This window comes from Psychrobacter sp. D2 (assembly GCF_013608135.1).
In the GTDB taxonomy this organism is placed as follows: domain Bacteria; phylum Pseudomonadota; class Gammaproteobacteria; order Pseudomonadales; family Moraxellaceae; genus Psychrobacter; species Psychrobacter cryohalolentis.
Genome location: NZ_JACDXZ010000002.1, coordinates 178,719 through 200,850, shown reverse-complemented (window position 1 = coordinate 200,850; position 22,132 = coordinate 178,719). Strand labels below are relative to the sequence as shown.

20 protein-coding genes are annotated in these 22,132 nt (G+C 41.8%); 3 read left to right on the top strand and 17 right to left on the bottom strand.

Annotated elements, in window-relative coordinates:
* Positions 1 to 197 precede the first annotated feature (197 nt).
* The 5 genes from H0262_RS03535 to H0262_RS03515 all read right to left on the bottom strand — a co-directional run bounded on the left by H0262_RS03535 (position 198) and on the right by H0262_RS03515 (position 5,139).
* Entirely contained in the window at positions 198 to 656 is a 459-nt protein-coding gene (locus H0262_RS03535; RefSeq protein ID WP_181209707.1) for a hypothetical protein, read from the bottom strand.
* An 87-nt stretch (positions 657 to 743) separates the two neighbouring features.
* Complete coding sequence (locus tag H0262_RS03530; protein WP_181209706.1) at positions 744 to 1,025, bottom strand: succinate dehydrogenase assembly factor 2; 282 nt, start codon at positions 1,023 to 1,025, stop codon at positions 744 to 746.
* A 132-nt stretch (positions 1,026 to 1,157) separates the two neighbouring features.
* Positions 1,158 to 2,054, bottom strand: a complete 897-nt coding sequence (folP, locus tag H0262_RS03525; protein WP_181209705.1) for a dihydropteroate synthase — start codon at positions 2,052 to 2,054, stop codon at positions 1,158 to 1,160.
* Positions 2,055 to 2,208: 154 nt separating this feature from the next.
* Entirely contained in the window at positions 2,209 to 4,104 is a 1,896-nt protein-coding gene (gene ftsH, locus H0262_RS03520; RefSeq protein ID WP_020444182.1) for an ATP-dependent zinc metalloprotease FtsH, read from the bottom strand.
* Between the two features lie 402 nt (positions 4,105 to 4,506).
* A complete protein-coding gene (locus H0262_RS03515) occupies positions 4,507 to 5,139 on the bottom strand; it encodes an RlmE family RNA methyltransferase (protein ID WP_020444183.1) in 633 nt (210 codons plus the stop codon).
* A gap of 370 nt (positions 5,140 to 5,509) precedes the next feature.
* Here H0262_RS03515 and H0262_RS03510 point away from each other — a divergent pair, with 370 nt between their 5' ends.
* Both H0262_RS03510 and H0262_RS03505 read left to right on the top strand, forming a co-directional pair.
* Entirely contained in the window at positions 5,510 to 5,818 is a 309-nt protein-coding gene (locus tag H0262_RS03510; protein ID WP_011514339.1) for a YhbY family RNA-binding protein, read from the top strand.
* 222 nt (positions 5,819 to 6,040) lie between these two features.
* Complete coding sequence (locus tag H0262_RS03505; protein WP_181209704.1) at positions 6,041 to 6,793, top strand: DOMON-like domain-containing protein; 753 nt, start codon at positions 6,041 to 6,043, stop codon at positions 6,791 to 6,793.
* Between the two features lie 98 nt (positions 6,794 to 6,891).
* Here H0262_RS03505 and H0262_RS03500 read toward each other — a convergent pair whose 3' ends face one another.
* Positions 6,892 to 7,620, bottom strand: coding sequence for a CHAP domain-containing protein (locus tag H0262_RS03500; RefSeq protein WP_011514341.1), 729 nt, complete (start codon positions 7,618 to 7,620; stop codon positions 6,892 to 6,894).
* Between the two features lie 267 nt (positions 7,621 to 7,887).
* Here H0262_RS03500 and H0262_RS03495 point away from each other — a divergent pair, with 267 nt between their 5' ends.
* On the top strand, positions 7,888 to 8,403 hold the full coding sequence (locus tag H0262_RS03495; RefSeq protein WP_181209703.1) for a DciA family protein: 516 nt from the start codon (positions 7,888 to 7,890) through the stop codon (positions 8,401 to 8,403).
* 298 nt (positions 8,404 to 8,701) lie between these two features.
* Here H0262_RS03495 and lpxC read toward each other — a convergent pair whose 3' ends face one another.
* From lpxC to H0262_RS03440, 11 genes are all read right to left on the bottom strand, one after another.
* Positions 8,702 to 9,619: a UDP-3-O-acyl-N-acetylglucosamine deacetylase gene (gene lpxC, locus H0262_RS03490; protein ID WP_181209702.1), complete on the bottom strand. Its 918-nt coding sequence runs from the start codon at positions 9,617 to 9,619 to the stop codon at positions 8,702 to 8,704.
* 358 nt (positions 9,620 to 9,977) lie between these two features.
* Positions 9,978 to 11,174, bottom strand: a complete 1,197-nt coding sequence (gene ftsZ, locus H0262_RS03485) for a cell division protein FtsZ (protein ID WP_011514344.1) — start codon at positions 11,172 to 11,174, stop codon at positions 9,978 to 9,980.
* Positions 11,175 to 11,418: 244 nt separating this feature from the next.
* Positions 11,419 to 12,711: a cell division protein FtsA gene (gene ftsA, locus H0262_RS03480; protein ID WP_201551241.1), complete on the bottom strand. Its 1,293-nt coding sequence runs from the start codon at positions 12,709 to 12,711 to the stop codon at positions 11,419 to 11,421.
* A 152-nt stretch (positions 12,712 to 12,863) separates the two neighbouring features.
* Complete coding sequence (locus H0262_RS03475) at positions 12,864 to 13,691, bottom strand: cell division protein FtsQ/DivIB (protein ID WP_181209701.1); 828 nt, start codon at positions 13,689 to 13,691, stop codon at positions 12,864 to 12,866.
* 508 nt (positions 13,692 to 14,199) lie between these two features.
* Positions 14,200 to 15,141 (bottom strand): D-alanine--D-alanine ligase, encoded by a 942-nt coding sequence (locus tag H0262_RS03470; protein WP_181209863.1) that lies wholly within the window; start codon positions 15,139 to 15,141, stop codon positions 14,200 to 14,202.
* 254 nt (positions 15,142 to 15,395) lie between these two features.
* Complete coding sequence (murC, locus tag H0262_RS03465; RefSeq protein WP_011514348.1) at positions 15,396 to 16,835, bottom strand: UDP-N-acetylmuramate--L-alanine ligase; 1,440 nt, start codon at positions 16,833 to 16,835, stop codon at positions 15,396 to 15,398.
* 69 nt (positions 16,836 to 16,904) lie between these two features.
* Complete coding sequence (gene murG / locus H0262_RS03460) at positions 16,905 to 17,990, bottom strand: undecaprenyldiphospho-muramoylpentapeptide beta-N-acetylglucosaminyltransferase (protein WP_181209700.1); 1,086 nt, start codon at positions 17,988 to 17,990, stop codon at positions 16,905 to 16,907.
* Between the two features lie 338 nt (positions 17,991 to 18,328).
* The gene (gene gshB, locus H0262_RS03455) at positions 18,329 to 19,300 is read right to left on the bottom strand and encodes a glutathione synthase (protein ID WP_181209699.1); all 972 of its coding nucleotides are present in this window, start codon (positions 19,298 to 19,300) and stop codon (positions 18,329 to 18,331) included.
* Positions 19,301 to 19,402: 102 nt separating this feature from the next.
* On the bottom strand, positions 19,403 to 20,107 hold the full coding sequence (gene pyrE, locus H0262_RS03450; protein WP_181209698.1) for an orotate phosphoribosyltransferase: 705 nt from the start codon (positions 20,105 to 20,107) through the stop codon (positions 19,403 to 19,405).
* A gap of 71 nt (positions 20,108 to 20,178) precedes the next feature.
* Complete coding sequence (locus tag H0262_RS03445) at positions 20,179 to 21,174, bottom strand: hypothetical protein (protein ID WP_181209697.1); 996 nt, start codon at positions 21,172 to 21,174, stop codon at positions 20,179 to 20,181.
* 81 nt (positions 21,175 to 21,255) lie between these two features.
* Entirely contained in the window at positions 21,256 to 22,098 is an 843-nt protein-coding gene (locus H0262_RS03440; protein ID WP_181209696.1) for an SDR family oxidoreductase, read from the bottom strand.
* Positions 22,099 to 22,132: the final 34 nt, after the last annotated feature.

The window sequence follows — 22,132 nt, the reverse complement described above, 5'->3', positions numbered from 1 at the left end:
ATTCGTCGATACAGGTTTTGGTATAGCAAAGTAACGACTGCTACCATCACCTACTATTTAAACCGACCTATAAATATAAATTCCAATATAGCAAATCTATTTGCCTCTCTAGATAGGCATTTTGTTATGAGATGTAGGAGATAATTTAGTACGGTAAGATAAGGCAGGTAAGCATCTACAATTAAAACTAAGTTCAATTAAACGGTTTTGTTTGCAATCATATTTGACAAGATGGTCAACTCGCGCCATTGCTCAGGGCTAACCTGATCACGGAATATAGCCACAGAAAATCGGCGTTGATAAGGCTCTACGATATTAAAATCAAAACAGATAACCCAATGAGATTGACTGACTGTATTAAGCTTTGCTTGCCACAAGGCATCCCCACGACTCGTACGTATTAATAACTGCCAATCTTGATAAACACTTTTATCAAGTGGCGGCTGGCTTAGATGCAATAGTATGGGTCGTGATAAGGCTAAATAGCCAATGACTGCAGCGCTGATGAGGAGTATAACGACATATTGCCATAAGGCTAATGAAGCAAGAATCGCCAATACCATGACGATACTGGATAATGCAATATAAAATATCAGATATAAATAGCTTATAGGTTTAATAGCAGTATCGATACGTAGCGAGGTTAATGCTGTCATAGTGAGCTACCAAAGAATATTTCTGATTAATAGAAAAGACTCAATACTACTTTAACAATCAAAAAATAAAACTAACCGTTTAAACAATTAACTCAGACTTTTACTGTGACGCCACGTTTTAATCTTATTAACCAACTCCCATATCGCCTCATCTTCTGGTCGGCTTTGATTGGTAAAATAATCTAATAAATCAGGGTCTTCATGAGTCAGCATTTGCGCAAAGCTTTCTTGTTCGGCAGCTTCTGCCGTTAAATAAAGCTCTTTAATATAGGGTTCAAAATAAAAATCCAATTCTTTAAGACCACGGCGGGCTTGATAAATAATACGACGTTGCTCATTGGTGGGCTCTAGCTGGTTATTAATAGTCATAAAAGTATTCTCATCCGTTTAAAAGGGCTTTAAATAAATGTTAAAGTGCCAAAACTCTATTACTCGCAATTGTTATCATCGATAAATTTATTTTTGATTATAAGTTCTTAATTATAGACATAATCACCATTATTAGCTTTTATTATATGCAGATAGCTGGCTCCATAACGCTACGGCTTGCTGCATCATAGCGACATTATGAGTACGAATGATACTTGCCCCCTGCTGCAATGCAAAAAGACCTGCAGCAGTACCCACGTTATCACGCTCAAGCGGTTGGGTGGTAGCAAGCGCTTCTAGACCTGTTTTGGTCAGCACTTCTGCTAAAAATCGCTTGCGTGAAATACCAAACATCATTGGCATTTTGAGTGTTTGTAAGCGCTTAAGCTCACTCAATAATGCACAGTGATGCTCATAGTTTTTAGCAAAGCCAAAACCGGGGTCAATAATAATATTTTCGCGCATGACGCCAATGCTTGTCACTTCATCAATACGCACCTCTAGCTCTGTCGTGACCTCCTTAACCACATCATCATACTCTGCCAGATTATTCATCGTAGTTGGCTCACCGCGCATATGCATGAGCATAACAGGAATGTTAAGCTTAGCTGCCATCACCGCAGCGCCCTCACGCTTGAGTGCCCGTACATCATTCCAAATATCCGCGCCTGCTTCAAACGCTGCGCGCATAACCTCAGGACTACTGGTATCAATGGATAGCCATATGTCATTGCCTAGCTGCTGCCTAATCGCTGTCACGACTGGTACCACACGCTGTAGCTCATCAGAAGTCACTACCACTTCAGCATTTGGACGGGTAGACTCGCCGCCAATATCGATGACGGTAGCACCTGCATCGATCATCTCTTTACATCGTGCTACTGCCTTATCAACAGCATTAAACTGCCCACCATCTGAGAACGAATCTGGCGTGACATTTAAGATGCCCATGATATGAGGCTGTGATAAATTTAGGACCTTGTCGCGGCTGGTCACAGTATAAGCAGGTAAGGGTTGGAATAGTGACATAGCTTATCCATGATAATTTGAATTCTTAAAATTGATTTTAGCTCTAACTTATAATGCTTATGATACCAGTAAACCTGATGTCATTCTAAATTGGTAATAAAGAAAAAGCCCTTTGTTAAAAGGGCTTTTTTTATTCAAAACTTAAGAGTAACTTTTACATCGCTGGTAATGGCGGAGGGGTCATTCCGGTTGTTTTCACATCATTCTTTGATAAGTTCACTTCATGATGCTGATAGACTCTTGGTGGACGAGGTTGTTCGCCCGCTAAGATATCTTGCAGCTGATCGCGGTCAATGGTTTCCCATTTCATCAAGGCATCAACCATAGCATGCATCTTTTCTTGATTGCCTTCAATCAATTCACGAGCGATATCATATTGCTCCTCTAGCATACGGCGTACTTCTTCATCAACCTTTTGCTGTGTTGCTTCTGAAATCGTACGACCACCGCCACCGAAGTAACCTTGTGAGCTGTCATCATCTTCATAGACCATGATACCAAGCGCGTCAGACATGCCGTATTTGGTTACCATTGCTCGTGCCATTTTGGTCGCACGTTCAAAGTCATTTGAGGCACCCGTCGACATTTGATCAATAAAGACTTCTTCAGCGATACGACCACCAAATAAAATCGCAATATCACTCAGCATTTTTGATTTATACATACTGGTTTGGTCGTGCTCAGGCAACTGCCACGTAACACCAAGCGCAAATCCACGCGGCATAATAGTGACTTTATGTACAGGATCAGTACCCGGAAGTAGCTCGGCGACTAGCGCATGACCTGCTTCATGATAAGCAGTAGCACGGCGCTCCTCTTCACGTATGACCATTGATTTACGCTCAGGACCCATATATAGCTTGTCTTTAGCATCTTCAAAATCATTCATATCAACGCTGCGCTTGTTACGACGCGCAGCAAACAAAGCTGCTTCGTTGACAAGATTCGCCAACTGCGCGCCACTGAATCCTGGCGTACCACGGGCTAAAGCATGAGCGTCAACACCAATAGTATTAGGCAGCTTCTTCAAATGCACTTTAAGAATTTGCTCACGACCTTTGATATCTGGCAGCCCTACTTGCACCTGACGGTCAAAACGACCCGGACGCAATAGTGCTTTATCAAGAACATCTGCGCGGTTAGTAGCTGCAATGACGATAACGCCTTCGTTGCCTTCAAATCCATCCATCTCAACCAATAATTGGTTCAATGTCTGCTCACGCTCATCATTACCGCCGCCCATACCGGAACCACGATGACGACCGACAGCATCAATCTCATCAATAAAGATAATACATGGCGCGCTTTTCTTCGCTTGTTCAAACATATCACGGACACGTGACGCACCAACACCGACGAACATCTCAACGAAATCAGAACCTGAAATCGAGAAGAAAGGTACTTTAGCTTCACCAGCAATAGCTCTTGCTAATAGCGTTTTACCCGTACCTGGAGGACCTACCATCAAGATACCGCGTGGAATCGTCGCCCCAAGCTTGGTAAATTTATCAGGATCACGTAAGAACTCCACCACTTCGACGACTTCTTCTTTGGCTTCTTCACAACCAGCAACATCTTCAAAATTTACTTTGATTTGGTCTTCGGTTAGCATTTTGGCTTTTGATTTACCAAAGCTCATCGGTCCACCGCCTTTACCGCCAGCGCCGCCTTGCATATTACGCATAAAGAATAAAAACAGACCAATAATCAGCAAAATTGGGAAACTGGCTATCAGCAATTGCATCAATACGCTCTGGCGCTTCGGTGCAGTGCCTTGGACTTCAACTTTATTTTCACGCAGCAATGGCATCAGCTCGTCATCCATCACAGCTGGACGAATGGTTTCAAATTCAGAACCATTTTTCTTCTCGCCGGTGATTTGCTCGCCATCGATCTCAACACTGGCTACTTGGTTTTCTGACACAGCGGTCACAAATTCAGAGTAGTTAAGGTTATCGGGCTCAGATGATTTATCAAAGCCACTAAACACCAGCACTAAAACGCCGATTACCACCAGCCACAATAAGGTATTTTTTACCATGTCGCTCACTAGTTATTCCCATCCCATACTTATTGGTGTGTTTACTAAACACGTGACGTCTATATATAAACGTATGTCTCGCTATTCAAGGTCTATTGGCGAATTATCATTTCTCATTGCAAATCTAGGGTATAAAACAACCTTATATTTTTATTAGAGAAACAAGCCGCGCAATAACGATAAATAACTGAGTTTATAAGGCGCTTACTGTCAGACGACTTTGCTAAAAATATCATATAAGCACTTAGAAAAATGCTTAAGAGTTGATTTCAAACAAAGTTAATATATCATGATATGTGGTATTAACCTGAATAATTCAAGCAGCATTTCCATTTATTCAGTTAACGATTGTAGCCGTTTTCATTCAATGATTTTAACTGGCTAATTTTGAGGTGAGAGTTTCATTTCATATTACTTGATTGCGATCCAAAATATCTCTTTTGAGCGCGGTCTAGAAGCACCAGGCTTAATACTACGGATTTTACTAAAATCCGCCTGCATCTGCTTGCGTAATTCTTGTGTACCCTCGCCTTGAAACACTTTCATAATAAGCGCGCCACCTTCTGGTAAGGTTGCCAGCGCGAAATCGACCGCCAGCTCACATAAGTACATCATACGCGGCTGGTCAATGGCACTATTACCTGCTGTATTGGGCGCCATATCAGACAGCACCACATCAACTTGTCTATCACCAACCTCCGCCATGATACGGTCAAACACTTCTGGCTCGCGAAAGTCACCTTGGATAAAGGTAACATCCGGCAAGGTATCCATCGGCAAAATATCAGAGGCAATCAAGATACCTTTTTCCCCAACCAATTGACCAGCCACTTGAGACCAGCTGCCAGGGGCACTACCCAAATCAACAACGGTCATACCTTTTTTGATCAGATTGGTTTTTTCATTTATTTCTAATAATTTATAAGCAGCACGGGCACGGTAGCCATCTTTTTGAGCCTTTTGCACATAGTGATCATCAATGTGCTCTTTCATCCAAGCACTACTGCTCTTTGACAATTTTTTGTTTTCAATACGTGTGGCCAAAATTCCTGCTCCTATAACGTGCTTTTCTATATGCGCATATGTATTTATTAACTAATGTCTTAATAGACTTTTTGCTTTATGTCACTTTCTACAACCATACTATCAAAAACACTATTAACTATGATTTTCAATACTATTAAGCTATTTATTAGCTTCAAAAGGCTAAACCGTTAATTTTTCTTAGTGAAAACACTGCTTTATAAGAGCGTAGCGTTTATAATGTACCCATAATGGCAGTTTAACATTTTCATCACGTAAAATCGTGCAAAATCCTGCTGATCTCATGCAAGATGATCATAGATTAACTATAATGGTCATCAATTGCTCTCAATTTTATTATATTTTGTTTTTACCAACCCCTAGGAATTCTATGCAACTTGATAACGCAACCATCAAACGCTTAAAAGGCATTGGTCATGATCTGAAACCGATTGTCATGATTGGCAATAAAGGTGTTACGCCAAGCATTACTGAAGAGATTGATCGCGCCTTATCAGATCATGAACTGATTAAAGTAAAATTGCCTGCTGGTACCAAGGAAGAGCGTGATGTCATCGGTGCTGAGCTTGCTGCTACTGCAAAGGCAACTTTGATTCACTCAATTGGTCGTATGGCGCTATTGCTACGCAAAAACCCAAATGCCAATCCTAAGCTTTCAAATCTTGCTCGTAATGTGTAATGCCTCATTACTTGCTAAGTTTATATCGTCTGTTGTATATAAAATGGTTTAAAATAGCCTGCTGATTTATTTTTAGACAGATGATGACGGTGAATAATAAAAGCCGCGATGCAACTTTGCTCGCGGCTTTTATGTCATTTATAGTTCACTATTTAACATGCGATATTCGTTAGCAGCTATATCATATTTTATGATGCTAATACTTTTTGAGATAATAAGATAATGAGCCAGAGTTTTGATTTATACCTAGCAACTGAAACCTTAGCAGATGACGCGCAGCAACTTGGCGTGACGCCAGAAGCTTTACAGCAAATTAGCGTACAGGTAAGCGCAACGCTTGTAGCGCAGCCAGAAGCTTATTTGCAGCTAGAATATCGTGTGACGTTACCTCTTAAGTGCTTAGCTGCTCAATTGACTTGGCCAAAGTGGCACGCAGATAAAGTAGGCTTTAAAAATTATTTGTGGGAACAAACCTGCCTTGAGTGCTTTTTAGCAGGTTCTTCAGTAAGTAGCCGTTCAAAAGATAATGATAAGTCCCCCAAAACCAATATGACAATGTCATATATTGAAATCAATGCCAGTCCTGAAGGTCAGTATGCGCTTTATGAGTTTGACAGCTATCGCTCTACTACAACACTACCGCCAAGACCTCTTATGTACGCTGACGGACAGACACGTGCTGCTATCGATTGGATAGACGGTAACCACCCGAAACTGCTAATAGACTACCACATATCAACGCATAAACCTTATCACTACCAACGCAGCTTTAGAATGCCATTAGATTCATTGACGTCATTGAATCGCAATTCAGATTACAGTAATGATGCCCTTATCAAATACATACATCCTTGTGTTATTTTATCCTTTGGCGCTATGATTTTATACTTTGCGCCCAAACATGCATCGCCACCCGACTTTCATAATAGTCAGTATTGGACACCATTTGATAGGCTATCCGCCCTTGCCAAGTAAAAATATCAACTTAATAGCTAGCCTTATTTAAGTCATAAAAAAACTCAGTAATGTCATAAAGAGCATTACTGAGTCCGGAGAGAGCGCTTAACTGATACTTATTTGTCAGCCATAGCTAGGTAGATACCACGATCTGAAGCATCATCGACGTATCTAGCATCGCGCCACGTCGTATAGTTGTAATGACCGCTGTATGGGCTGATGCTGTTTTGACGGAAGTCAGATACCCAGTCATTACCATCAAATATTTGAATATGGCCATGAGGACGACTTGAGGTACGGTCATAAACAACAACATCACCAACCTGTGGTTCCATGTTATTACTGATTTTGGTAAAACCCGCTTGTGACAGTGTGCCACGAGACGCATATTGATACGCTGAAGGATTAGGCGTGAATTCGTAGCCCGCTGATTGTAACGCTTTACGGACATAACGAGCGCAATAGCCTGTGCTACTAGATAAAGCGACTCGTGAAGCATTCGCTGCTGCAATAGCAGGCGCCGAATAACGATCTGGCACTGAACTTACTTTCTGCTGACGCTGCTCATAAGACAAACGATTGGTTAGCGAAGCAAGCTGATATTCTTTTTGTTTTGCATGCGCGCTTAAATTATCGATTGCTTGGCTGATTTCATCATTGCTAGAAACATATGCACCGCTGTTGGTGCTGTAGATGTTACGACTAGAACCGTAGTTCGCAGAAGTAGTGATATTGGTGATGGTATGACTCAAGGTATTATTTGATTGAAAGGTTGTTTCGGCAGCACCACTTGTCTGTGCTACGCCCATTCCCAATACTGATAAAATTAATAAAGCTTGTTTCATAAATTTACTACCTATTGTGAAAACAGAATTGCTCGTCATCCGTGACAAAGCATGAATTAGTTTAGAGAATATAATCATGAAATAAACATGATAAAATATTTAGTACAATCGCTCTTTTACTTCTTAAGTAGCTGATGCTGATATCATTAGCAGCTTAATCATCTACTACATAAATCGTTTGCTACGTCATACCTTGCTTTAAAAATGAGCGTTTAGAGCCTGTTTATTATGAGTATCGATTTTTCACCTATTAGATGAGTCATTACGATGTCCAAAAAAAACCCTAACCGCCTTGCCACTCTTATCGATCATCAAGCTTTTGCTGGTAGTGCGCTACCTCAAAGCCTATCTGATAGTATGCGTTTATATGTACAAGCGACCACTGAAATAAAAGCGCTTTTGGTAGATTGTCTACCTGAGGAAATCCTCAATAACTGCTGGGTCGTAGGCTTAACGTCTGAGCAATTGACACTCAGTGTCGAGTCCGTCACTGCTGCCAATCATATTCGCTATTTGCAGAGCGCGTATTTGCAAGTGTTAACAGAGCAGTCAATTACATTTAAACAACTCAAGCAAATTCGCGTCGTCATAGCCAATAAATCTACCAATAATAATTATTCTAAATCATCATCAGGCTTGTCAGCATCACGCTCAATATCCGTTAAAGCCCATGAAAATCAGGCTCTTAGCCAAAACACAAAGCGGACTATATCACAGGCAGCAGAGCATGTCACCACTGATGAAAACCTCAAAAAAGCACTATTACGCCTTATAAATCCTTAAAAAACCCCTACAGATAATGTAAAGTTATGTAAACTAATCCGGTAAATGATACGATTCAGGCTGGGTTTTTGTAATTTCAAAAACAAAAAAAATCATCTGTCAGTGTCATTCACATTGTGAACCTCACTGACAGATGATTTCGCTATTCGCTACAGCTTTTATCTCATCTACTATACAGGCAAGTTATCATAAAATAAAGAAATATATATCCACTTATATGAATATTATTTCACTTTACTTATAACCATTTTATGTAATATTGCGTAAATGTTTCGATACTTCGTGTATATTCCTGTATTCATCCTTCGACAGTTATACCATTCAAAGGTAAATATTCGATAGGGCATGTTACATTGTCATCAAAAGTTACAATTTCAAAGTTATTATGGTCAGATAAAATCTCACGTACCAATAAGTTATTTAAAGCATGACCGGATTTATAAGCATTAAAACGACCCAAAATGGGGTATCCAATCAGATATAAATCACCAAGTGCATCTAGAATTTTATGACGAACAAATTCGTCATTAAAACGCAGACCTTCTTCGTTCAAAATATTACTTTCATCGATAACAATCGCATTGTCCATGCTACCGCCTAATGCCAGATTGTTCTGACGCATGGCTTCGATATCACGTAAAAAACCAAAAGTGCGTGCTGAACTCAGCTGCTCAATGAAGTTTTGGGTTGAAAACTGCAATTGGGCATGCTGAAAGTTTTTATCAATCGCAGGATGATCAAAATCAATCTCGAAATTAAGCTCAAATCCATTATAAGGACGTAGCTCTGCCCATTTATCGTCAACTTTGACACGTACAGTACGTACAATCCTGATAAATTTCTTTGAAGCATCCTGTTCGCAAAAACCAGCTTGCAATAACAGTCCTACAAAAGGCGCAGCACTGCCATCCATAATAGGTATCTCTGATGCCGATACACGAATTAATAGATTATCAACGCCAAGTCCCGCTATCGCGCTCAGCAAGTGCTCAACCGTGCCGACACGTGTACCACCAAACACCAGATTAGATGACATCATGGTATCTTGTACCAAAAAGGCACTGGCAGGAATTGGCGTGCTGCCAGTAATATCAGAACGCTCAAAGACGATTCCAGTATCGATTGGTTGCGGATGAAATTCTAAATCAACAGGTTGACCACTATGAAGACCAGTACCTGTAACAGCAATTGCTGTTTTTATGGTTCGTTGATTCATGGCTGTCTTCTCACATATTTTGTTACAATTGCCATAGTGTATCATTACCCGAACCCTGTTCGCTAGCGATAAAAAGCGTTAATTTACCTATCTCTTTGATTGATAACACTTATCGAAGCATTATTATCGGTGACTGTTTAGTCGCAATCACCAACCGACGGCTATGAAATATCGGGCTTTGAAAGGCTTCATCTCTTGAAAATACTGCCTAAATTATTAGGCTGAGGTAGTATCTTCTTATAAATAGGAATAACCAATATATAAGTAGTTGGTAAATAGCAGAAATTATGAATAGGCACAAAAAAGCCAGCGTTTGAACACTGGCTTTTTTAGAGAGCAATATTTATACGAATGATATCTATTTGTTCTGCTGACGCTTTAGATAGTCTTGAATGCTATTGGTCTTAGTTTTAGTCTGTTCAGGCACAGTATTAGAGCGAATTGGGTTTTCTTGATATTGAGCTTGAGACTGTTTTTGACTGTTCAAGGCACTGGTATGCAAGTTTGGATCAACAGGTTGCGTACTATTTACAGAAGGCACAGGCTGCTCAACCACTTCAGGCTCTTCACCAGCGTTTTCATCTAAGGTTAAACCAGTTGCAATAACCGTCACATGCAAGTCGTCGCCCATTTTTTCATCAATCACTGAGCCATAGAAGATATGCGCTTCATCGATATCAGTAATTTCTTCGACAATCACACTGATCTTGCTCATCTCATCTAGAGATAAGGATTCAGATGAAATCACGTTGACGAGTAAGCCTTTGGCATTCTCTAGGCGCAAATCATCAAGTAATGGCGATCTGATGGCTTTTTCAGTCGCTTGACGCGCACGATCATCACCGCTGGCACGACCGATACCCATCATCGCATGGCCCTTAGCGGTCATTGCGGTACGGATATCGTTAAAGTCAATGTTGATCATACCTTCGCTAGCGATGGTCTCTGCAATACCTTGGACTGCATGCAATAGCACATCATCTGCTTTTTTAAACGCATCTTGCATAGAGATGTTGCCGTAGACACTCATCAACTTATCATTTGGAATTGTAATGATAGAATCTACAAAGTTAGTCAGCTGCTCGATACCCGCTTTGGCAGCCTTGATACGTTTGCCGCCTTCAAATTTGAACGGCGTGGTGACTACAGCAACGGTCAATACTTCCATTTCTTTGGCAATACGCGCTACGACTGGTGCAGCACCAGTGCCCGTACCACCACCCATTCCAGCGGTGATAAAGACCATATCTGAATGCTCAAGCAGTGCACGAATTGCTTCTTCGTCACTTTCTGCTGCTTCACGACCCACTTCTGGATTCGCTCCTGCACCAAGACCACGGTTGGTTTTTGCGCCAAGTTGTAACTTATGCGGTGCGGTCAAACGATCAAGCGCCTGTTTGTCCGTATTGGCACAGACGAATGTTACACCTCTAATCCCTTGCTGTACCATATGTTCAACTGCATTACCGCCGCCGCCGCCTACACCGAATACAGTGAAGCTTGCTTGGCCATTATTTTGAAGCTGATTATCATCTGGCATGGTGTATTTTGACATAAAAAAGTTTCTCCAGTTGCAGATAGCGTGATGGTCGATACGTGGTAACACACGCATATGGCGCGCTATCGACTTACTATATATAAATGTATTTGATTAAAACAGGGCCATGGCTTAAATAGTAATGCTTAACCAAGATATGCCGTTATTATACAGGGTATTGCTTTTAATATGCTTGTTTGGTCTAGTTGACAAACCGCTTATCTAATTGGGTAAATAGATTTTCAGCAAGATTACAGGACAATTATAATATCTTTTTCAGTACACTGGCAAAACGTTGACCAGCACTTTGAAAAACACCCGTCACACGATTTTTTTGAATCGCTTCAGGCTCGCTTTTTTCACTGCGCCGAAACTGCTCGCTTTGGCTATATAATAGTGTACCAAATGCCGTTTGATAAGCCCGATCATTAACCTGAAGATTTAGCTGCTTAAAGGATTCATCATTATCAAAATGATTATAAGCACTAATCGCAGGATGCGTATTGGTTAATACCACTGGCATTTTTAATAGTTTTTTCGCAAACGGTATCATGCCTTTAATCGCACTACCGCCGCCTGTGAGCACAATGCCCTTATCAATATAGCCTAATAAATCCGCTTCATGTAACTGGCGTACTACTTCAGTGAAAATCTGCACGTAACGGGCTTCGATAATACGCGCAAGGTTGTAGATACCAATGTTGATTTCATCACCTGACCCTTGGGGTTTAAATAGGAAAAATGAGCTTGGATCTACGCTGTTCACATCCACTGTACCATGCGATTTTTTCAGCTTTTCAGCCTCTATCATCGAAATACCAACGTCTGCCGAAATATCCATCGTCACTTCATGGCTACCCGTTGCGATACAATGGGTAAAAATCAGCTTATTTTCTTTATAAACGCAAATACTTGTGGTACTGGCACCTATATCTACCAAGCAAACGCCTTGTTGGCGCTCTTCGCTCATCAAGCTATATTCGGCACTCGTTACCGCATCGAAAACAATATGATCAATACCCACATCACAGCTTTGCAATAGTTTTTGGATATTTTGACGACCAGCAACTGGCATCATCATCATGTGATACATCACAGCTATATTGTGCGCCACCATATCAATGGCATCATCAACCATAAACTCTTGGTTATCGATATAAATACCTTGCTGACAACAATGCATCAGATAATAGTCAGATGACAAATCTTGCGATTTGGCATTTGAGAGTGCTTGTACCATATCTTTAGCACGAACGAATTCATCTTCTACTCTAACATCGCCCGCACTATTTTTGCTCAATAGCTCAGGAGTCGCCAGCGTCAGCCAGACACTATGCACACGGCAATTAGCGGTATCTTCCGCTTCTTGAATAGCCTGTTTGATAGCACCTTGCAAGCGTTCGCGATGCTTGATTTGACCTTGATAAAAGTCGCTATTCTTAACTTGTCCCACACCCATAATACGGATGTCTTTTGCAGACACAACACTACCAATGACGACATAAACTGCCGTGGCACTTAGATGGACAACAACCAAATTTTCAGTATTTTTCATGGTACCAGACAAATTATCGCTAAACAGGAGAACAAATGATGTCTCCATTAAATCATTAAAATAAGTCTATTATCAGCTGATAATAGCGTATGTATACTCTGTATAAAAAATAAAGTAGACAAGTTTAGCGTGTTGGCTACTTTATATATTACTTATAGAGGTGCTTCAATCGATGGTTTTTCGTTTACGGGTGTATCATTATCTTTTGGCACTGCTATATTCCATGCAATCGTAAATCCATTTTTGTAACGAAGATCTACCGATTGTATCTCATCACGGCGGTTTTTTAATTGATTACCCAGCAGCTGGCTTAAGTTCAGTAACTTTTGCGCTGTATTCTCATTATCAACGATAATACGTAACCCATTATCAAAACGAATCAGCCACGTCATTCTTGGCGACAAAATAATATCTTCAACTTGTAAGCCAAGCGGAGCATACCAGTCATTGACTTGCTGCATCTGTTGCATAATAACCGGCGCTTGAGTCATATTGCCTTGCAAAGTTGCAAAGTTATCTTGCGTTAAATCTCTACTATCAGCAGGGACAAACACATTGCCTGTTGCATCCACTAGACGCTCAGTACCAAAATTTGCCACTGCTTGCTTAGGCAATACGGTAACCACAATACCTTTTTGCCAGTCACGACTGATACTGACCTGATCAACCCAAGCCAAACCAGTGGTAATATCTCTCAGCGCTTGCAAATCAGAGGTGAAAAAGCTGCTCACACTTTGCTGATTCATAACATGCTGTAGCGCCCGATATTCGGCAGCCGTCAATCCTTGATGATCGACATGAATAGCTGCTGGAGGTGCGTCACGTAAAGCCTTACCGCCCATTATCAATATCAGCACTAATAACCCAAGCACCAATACGGTAAAAAAGTATCTAACCGCAGTGGGTACTTGAAAGTTTGATTTTGGGTGACGGGTTTTATCACTCATCAAGTCAGCGACGTCATTGACAGTTTGAGCCATATTAAACTTCGTCCCTATATTTAATCAAAATAATCTGTATATTTCATACATTCGATTCATATTTACGTAAATCGATGATCTTTTTTATTTATGCAAAAGCGCTTATAACCATTATGCAAGTGTAAAATCTACTTAATAGATATGCTATCAATTCGTAACTTTAAATGGCAATATAAAGTGTGCTTATCGGCCTTTAAATGTAACATTTCTCTTATTTAATGAAGGACTTACCAAAGCGTTGTATAACTATCACCAAAACCACTAGATAGTTACAATATTAACGCATTTTACCTTCAAACAATAGCCTAACCCCTACTACTACTAACGAATTTACACAAGTTTACATGAAGCTGTGGTATAGCAGCTATAGCGATACATTACGAATAATGAGAAGCTACTATTCAACAATGATAAGTAGTTTAAATACCTCATTTATTGAAATAATCACTCTTGTATAATTACTAAGAACAGCTTGTTGTATATAGGCAGTGACTTATTTAATAAAGTGTTACACCGTTTGCGCCAAGATATGCCAGCACAAGCTCTCGAAATCCATGCCACGAGCTTTGGCTGCCATTGGTACCAAACTATGACTGGTCATACCCGGTACGGTATTAATCTCAAGTAGCCAAAAGTTGCCCGCTTCGTCTTGCATTGCATCGATACGTCCCCAACCTTTTGCATCAACCGCACGAAATGCAGCCAAGCTCAAATCTTGCAAATGCTTTTCATCCGCAGCACTTAAACCACAAGGGATATAGTAGCTGGTATCGTTACGATTGTATTTGGCTTCGAAGTCATAAAAATTGGTGATATCCGCAGGCTCTAGGCGAATGACAGGATAAGCTTCATCATCAATGATAACGATAGTAAACTCGCGACCAGTTATCCAGCGCTCCGCCATCACTACATCGCCACATTGTACGGCGGTTGCATAGGCAGCAGGAAGCTCATCAAGGTTATTAACCTTAGTCATACCAATGCTTGAGCCTTCATGAACAGGCTTGATAATCAGTGGTAGTCCTAACATATTAACCACCTGCTGCCAGTCGGTATCAGCGGTTAGCAGTGAAAACGGTGCAGTCGATAATCCGCAGCCTTGCCACAGCTGTTTGGTACGTACTTTATCCATACCAAGTGCTGACGCTAAAATACCTGAGCCGGTTTGAGGAATATCAAACCACTGTAGCACGCCTTGCAGCAGACCATCTTCGCCACCCCGACCATGTAAGACATTAAATACACGATCATACTGACGTAGTTCAGTAATGTCTTGATGCTTAGGATCAAAATGCGTGGCATCAACCCCTTGGTTTTGTAGTGCTTGCAATACAGCTGCACCGCTGTCTAAAGACACGCTACGCTCATTACTATTACCACCGTAAATGACAGCAACTCTACCAAACTCACTCGCCTCTTTTACTTTACTTTCTTTAATAGCGGGTAACATATTAGCGCTTTGGCTATTGTTATTTACTTTATCCTGCTCTGCTTGTGCAGCAGCTGCTAAAGCTGTTTCTGGATTGATAATAGGGGCAGCGTTATTTTGAACATTGCCTTTAATGTTGTTGTTACTGTTATCTGTAGCGTTTTGCTCAACATTAACGCCATCTTTATCAATATTATTATTTTCTTTAGTATTATTCATGGTCATCGTTAGTGCTCCTAATATTTTTAAAGCAATGCTTCTAATGCTTCTAAGGCTTATTTGATATAAAGATTATTGGCGGCGAGATCGATAGCTATTTGCCCGACATTACCCGCGCCTTGGGTGATCAGCATATCACCTGCTTTCAATAATCGCTGCATAACAGGGGCAATATTGTCTTTATCCACTATCGTTGGCTCGACGGCACCGCGCAAACGTATACTACGTGCTAAGGCTTTGGTGTCCGCACCAGCGATAGGGCTTTCACCAGCAGAATAGACATCCAACAACAATAACTCATCGACACTTGAGAGGACTTCGACAAAATCATCAAAGCAATCACGTGTGCGGCTATAACGATGAGGCTGGAACATCATCACTAAGCGACGCTCAGGAAAGCTTTGACGCGCCGCTTTGATGGTGGCATCAACTTCTTTTGGATGATGACCATAATCATCAATCAGCAGCACATTACCATCATCTATCTCCACAGAGGCATGTTGCTCAAAACGACGACCAACCCCTTCAAACTTCTGTAGCGCACGGGTGATTGCAGCATCATCGACGCCTTCATCAGTCGCCATAGTAATGGCTGCAAGCGCATTGTAGACATTATGCACGCCCGGAATATTCAGTGTCAGACGCAATGGCTCATGATCACGGCGTAGTACTGTAAAATGGGTTTTTGTACCTTCGGTGACCAAATCAACGGCTTGTACATCATTAAATGGCTCAAGACCAAAGGTCAATACTGGACGCCCAATATCATCAATCATCGCGTACAGCTCAGGATCATCACCGCAGACCACTGCCAAACCATAAAACGGCATGTTTTGTAAAAACTGAATATAAGCTGCCTTTAATTTATCAAAACTATTGCCATAAGTTTCCATATGATCTTGATCAATATTGGTGACAATCGCCGCCATCGGATGCAATGACAAGAATGAGGCGTCAGACTCATCAGCCTCGGCAATTAGAAAACGACTGCTACCAAGCGCGGCATTTTTACCCGAAGCATTAAGCTTACCGCCAATCACATAAGTAGGATCTAAATTGCCTTCTGCCATCATAGTGGTCAGCAAACTGGTCGTGGTGGTTTTACCATGCGCCCCAGCAATAGCAATACCGTGACGATAACGCATCAATTCACCAAGCATATCCGCACGGCGCACTACCGGAAGACGTGCTTCGAGTGCTGCTTTTACTTCGGGATTGCTACGATCGATGGCAGACGATACAACGATGACATCAGCATTGGCAATATTTTTGGAATCATGACCGATAGCAATATCAATACCAATCTGCGCCAAACGTTTGGTCACTAAGCTCTCAGTAATATCAGAACCACTGACTTGATAGCCTTGATTATTCATAACCTCAGCAATACCACACATCCCCGAACCACCAATACCAATAAAATGTAAATGCTGAATACGGCGCATTTCTGGTATTTCAATCAAACGTTTGGTTAAGGCTTTAGCAGAGGTTGGCATAAGGGTTTCTCTTTTTATAAGACGGATAAAATATAATAAGGTAAAAATATCGGGTATTTATTTGTTTATCTACAAAGCTTGCCAGATAATGTTGGCAACGTGCTGGCAGGCTTGACGATTGGCAAGCGCGTGACCTTTTTTTGCCATCTCTAAGCAAGCAGGTCGATCAAGGGCTGCAAGCTCTTCACTCAAGCGTTTGGGCGTCAATTCATTTTGCGGTAATAGAATCGCCGCTTTATGTAATGTCAACGTCCGCGCATTTGCCGTTTGATGGTCATCAACTGCACTTGGCAATGGTACAAAAATCGCGGCAATACCGACATTTTGGATTTCAGTAACGGTCAACGCACCAGCACGGCAAACAATAATATCTGCCCAGTTATAAGCTGCTGCCATATCATCGATAAATGGCTGTACGGTAAACTTGTGCATACTCAAATCTTGCTCATCGTAAGCTGCTTGTGTGGCAGCCTCATTATTACGCCCGCATTGGTGACGTACCTCAAACGGACTTTCTATTAACGCCAGTGCTTTTGGCACGGTCTCATTTAGCACTTGTGCACCCAGTGAGCCGCCAACCACTAGCAGTTTTAATGCTGAGCAGTCATTTATATCATAACGCGCTATAGGTTCAGCAACACCAGTAATCGCATTACGTACTGGATTACCAACTGTTTCAAGTTTTGCATCAAGCTGACTATTGCCAAAGGTATTTTCAAACGCTTGCAAGACTTTGGTCGCCATCTTCGCTAAGTAGCGGTTACTCATGCCAGCAATGGCATTTTGCTCATGGATAATAAGCGGTGTCTTGGTCAAACGGGCTGCTATACCGCCGGGTGCGCTGACATATCCGCCAAAGCCAACCACTATATCAATATTATTACCACGAATGATTTTGATCACTGCCATAGTCGCAGAAAGCAATGTAACTGGCATTTTAAGCAAACGCCCAATCCCTTTACCGCGTAAGCCTTGCATCTCAATCGCATGAAAAGGATAACCGGTTGGCGCCACCAAACCATTCTCCATACCGTTTGGTGTGCCTAACCAATGAATCACCGCACCGCGCTTAGTCAGTTCTTCACTAACCGCAAGTGCTGGAAATACATGCCCGCCAGTACCAGCAGCCATCATTAATATGTGCGGTGTCTTCATGAAACGCCTGCCTATCTTTTTTGTATTGATATGAAGGACTTATTGTCCTATAGCCATCTTACTCATCGGGTCATTAGAGCTGTTTAAAAGCCCGCATAGTATAGTGTAAATCGTGGTCTGATATATAGTCATTTCTGCCCGACCAATAACAAAAATCCAAGCCGTGAATAATCGCGACTTGGCTTTGGTAAATACCGCGAAATCGTTATCAAAACGCTAGTACCCTGACGTTTTAACGATCTATGTTAGCACAACTATTTTTACTCATTGTGCCAGTAGATGAGCATTACATTACTCTATCCTTACAGCTTATTTAACTAACAAACTTTAGCAGCCTATCAGATTGCCAGTCTTCGCTCTATTGCGATGATAAAGTCAGTCGCAATGTCTGTACCACATTGGTCATCAATCTCACGCACACAGGTTGGACTGGTGACATTAATTTCCGTAATGCGTCCACCAATTAAGTCTAAACCAACGAACATTAAACCTTTTGCTTTGACAATAGGCGCGACCACTTCTGCGACTTGACGTTCGATATCGGTCAGCGGCATGGCTACACCGCTACCACCAGCGGCAAGATTCCCACGCGTCTCACCCTTTGTTGGAATACGAGCCAAGGTATAGTCAACCACAGTGCCATCGACAATAAGTACGCGCTTATCACCTTCTTTAATCTCTGGTAGATAACGCTGCGCCATAATCGGCAGCGTTTCAAGCTCAGTCAACATCTCAAGCGTCACGCCAATATTTGGGCTATCAGCAGTCAAACGAAATATACCCGTACCGCCCATACCATCTAATGGCTTGACAATAACGTCTTGCTGCTCAGCGATAAATTTGCGAATGTGAGCCTGTTTACTGGTCACAATCGTTGGGCTCATATAGTCACTAAACCAAGTGGCAAACAATTTCTCATTACAATCACGAATGGCTTGTGGGTCATTGACGACCAGTACGCCTGCGGCCTTTGCATGATCAAGCATGTAAGTTGCATAAATAAAGCGCATATCAAACGGTGGATCTTTACGCATCAAAATCACATCATAATCGCTGACCGAACCTGTCGTCTTATCCCCTAACGTATAAAAATCCTCAGGATCACGCTTGACAGTAACTGACTGCGTATCGATCATCAACTGCCCACGATCAAGCCATAAATCATGAATCTGACAGTAACCCAAACGATGACCGCGATCTTGCGCCGACCACATCATAGCAAGGCTAGTATCTTTTTTATAATTAACTTGCTCAATGGGATCCATAATCACAAGTATGTTCAAAGATTTTTTTGGCTGTTCTAGGCTCATAAGAATACTCATTTACAGGATGTTATTAATAGATAAAATACACACAAATCACATATCAGCATGCCAATATAGGCAAGTATAGATAGCAATAGTTACGCTTAACTATACGCCATACTGGGTACGGTAATGCTGCATTTTTGCAAGTTGGGTTGCATTTTGATTCGAATGACCACCCTCTGCCAGATAGCTGATTAAGTCGTCAATATCGACAAGGGCGCGCACTGGAACGTTTAACGTTGCCGCCAGTTCCTGAATTGCCGAGCGCTCTGCTAAGCCTTTTTCCTTACGGTCAAGCGCCACAATAATACCAGCAACATGTGCGCCTGCTTGTTCTAAAATCTCAACCACTTCACGCATCGCTGTGCCAGCGGTAATCACATCATCCAATACCCAAACCGCCTTGCCACTGACGTCAGCGCCGACCAAATTACCACCTTCACCGTGTGTTTTGGCTTCTTTACGGTTGTAGCCCCAGTTGGCATTGATACCATGATGTAACCATAAAGCCTGTGCGGTTGCTGCCACAAAGGGAATACCCTTATAAGCCGCACCAAAGATAACCAGTTCTTGTGCGCCTTTACCCTCATTTGTAGCAGCCATCTGTTCCGCTAGAGCATCTGCATAACCACGCGCTAATAGCGACAACATCTCACCTGATGCAAGCAAACCTGCATTAAAAAAATACGGGCTAATGCGACCAGACTTTAAGACAAACTCGCCAAACTTTAAGACTTGGTTGTCTAACGCCAGTTGAATAAAGGCATGAGATGAAAATGGGGCATTGTTAGCGTATTGGGCATGGGGCATTAGAGAATTCCTATGAACAAAAAGAAAGGTTTAAAAATGATTATCATGACGCGCATTATAGGCGTTGGCGCTTAACTTGACCAACCATTGATATCATAATCTTGCATATTGGGATATCGGGTCAGAAGACCGCAACGTGAGGAGAGGTCAAAATAACAGTGACCATCACGACTCATTTGAATATTCCAGCCCAAATGATGAGCAGCTATGATCACATGCCCTGCAAAAATTCGAATTTGGCGATAGGCATGCCGCTGAGCAGGCTCACAGATACTCTGACTGAGTAAGTAGCTGCGTATATGCTGGCAAATTTGCGCGGCACTATAACTATGGTTGATACTTTTGCGGCGGCTGCACTGCTTTAAAGCATGAACAGCAACGCTACACGCCATAATATCAGTCGCTAAGCTGCCCTCACCTAACTCGAACTGCTGCGGCTGCAGTATTACGTGCCAGTCATCAGCATACATACTATTTAAAAGCTCATCAGGGTTATAGCGTTTGGTCAGGGTGCGCAGAGATAGTGCAGCAGATACTTTGGTTTTAGCATTAATATCTTTATCACCCTCTTCGCTCTCCGTCTCTGAAAATCCATAACGATTCAATCTTGGATACGCCCGAATTGCTTGTTGAATATCTGACATATCTAGCAAAACTATCTCATTTAACGACGACATTAATGGCTGCTCGCTCTGATTGTGATAAAAACTATCAGGCAGCGCTATCAATTTAGCAGCGTTTAGTAAGGATAAATGTTCTGCTAATGCCTCTGACGCAATAAGCGACCATTTTGACAAGCTGTCCTTATCAGGCTGATAAAAACGGGCAGCATTGCCATATAATCGGCGTAATTGCCCATTTAAGCGTCGCGCTGGTTCTGGAATATCCGTTAGCGGTCTTGCAGGATCTAATGGCACTTGCGTCGGATCAAAATTAGGATGGACAATCGCAGGCTGGTCACTACTGAATAAAACGGCTGATTGCGCCGCATTATTATTTGCAAACTGACCCTCTGCCACAAGATCAACACTGAATAAACCCTCATCAGAAGTAAAAGGCTGGGTCATGAAATCTCCCTAAGTGAGTGCTATTATAAAACAGCACTCATGAACAATATATTTGAAAACGTATTTAAGCGCTATAGCAACTTATGAGTCTTGATGACGCAAAATATCTTCATATCCCATTTGCCAATCAGGGTACGTCAGCCACGCTAACGGAATATTGCTATGTAGGCGCTTTCCGGTCATGGCGCTATTCTTATCATCAAGTACTGGCAGCGCTTCACCCAGTTGCTCACATAGCCAAGTGGTCAGCGTAAAGGACGTCACTGGCAAATAATCGGTTGCAATATAAACAGGCTTTGGTACCTCTATCGTTAGTACTTTGGCGATAATATTGACCAAATCAGAGTCCATAATGCGATTGGTCCACACGCCAGCTGCTATCGGCTTTTTCTCTGACTCTTTAGCTTTACGCACACGCATTAAGCGCTCGCGCCCATAAATACCACTTGGGCGAATGATAATTGCTTTATCATCAAAACCTTGTTGCAGCATTTGCTCTGCTTGCAATATCACCTGTGATGCTTCGCGTTTAGGCAGCATCGGCACGGTATCTTTATCGATCCATTCACCGTTATCTTGCCCATAGATACCAGTTGAAGAAATAAAAACAATGCGCTGAAGATTGGCTAGTTTATCCGCAAGCAACGCTAGATGCTGGTTAATCGCCAAGTAGCTATTGTGATAACCATTGGTTGAGTACTCATCAGGGGTGACGATGATAGCAATATGAGTAAAGTCTTGCAGTTGCTCAGCGCTAAGCGTCAACGCATCTGCTTGCATAAATTTAGCTTTATCATCCAGTGCGTAATGCTGTCTCTCATTACGTGCCAGCCCTGTGACATTTAATCCATCTTGCGCAAGCTTATTGGTCACTGGTAATCCAATGTCACCTTGACCGATAATTAATATATTATGCGTATTCATCATAATTCCTGCCTGCCTTTGAAGATGCTGCTAA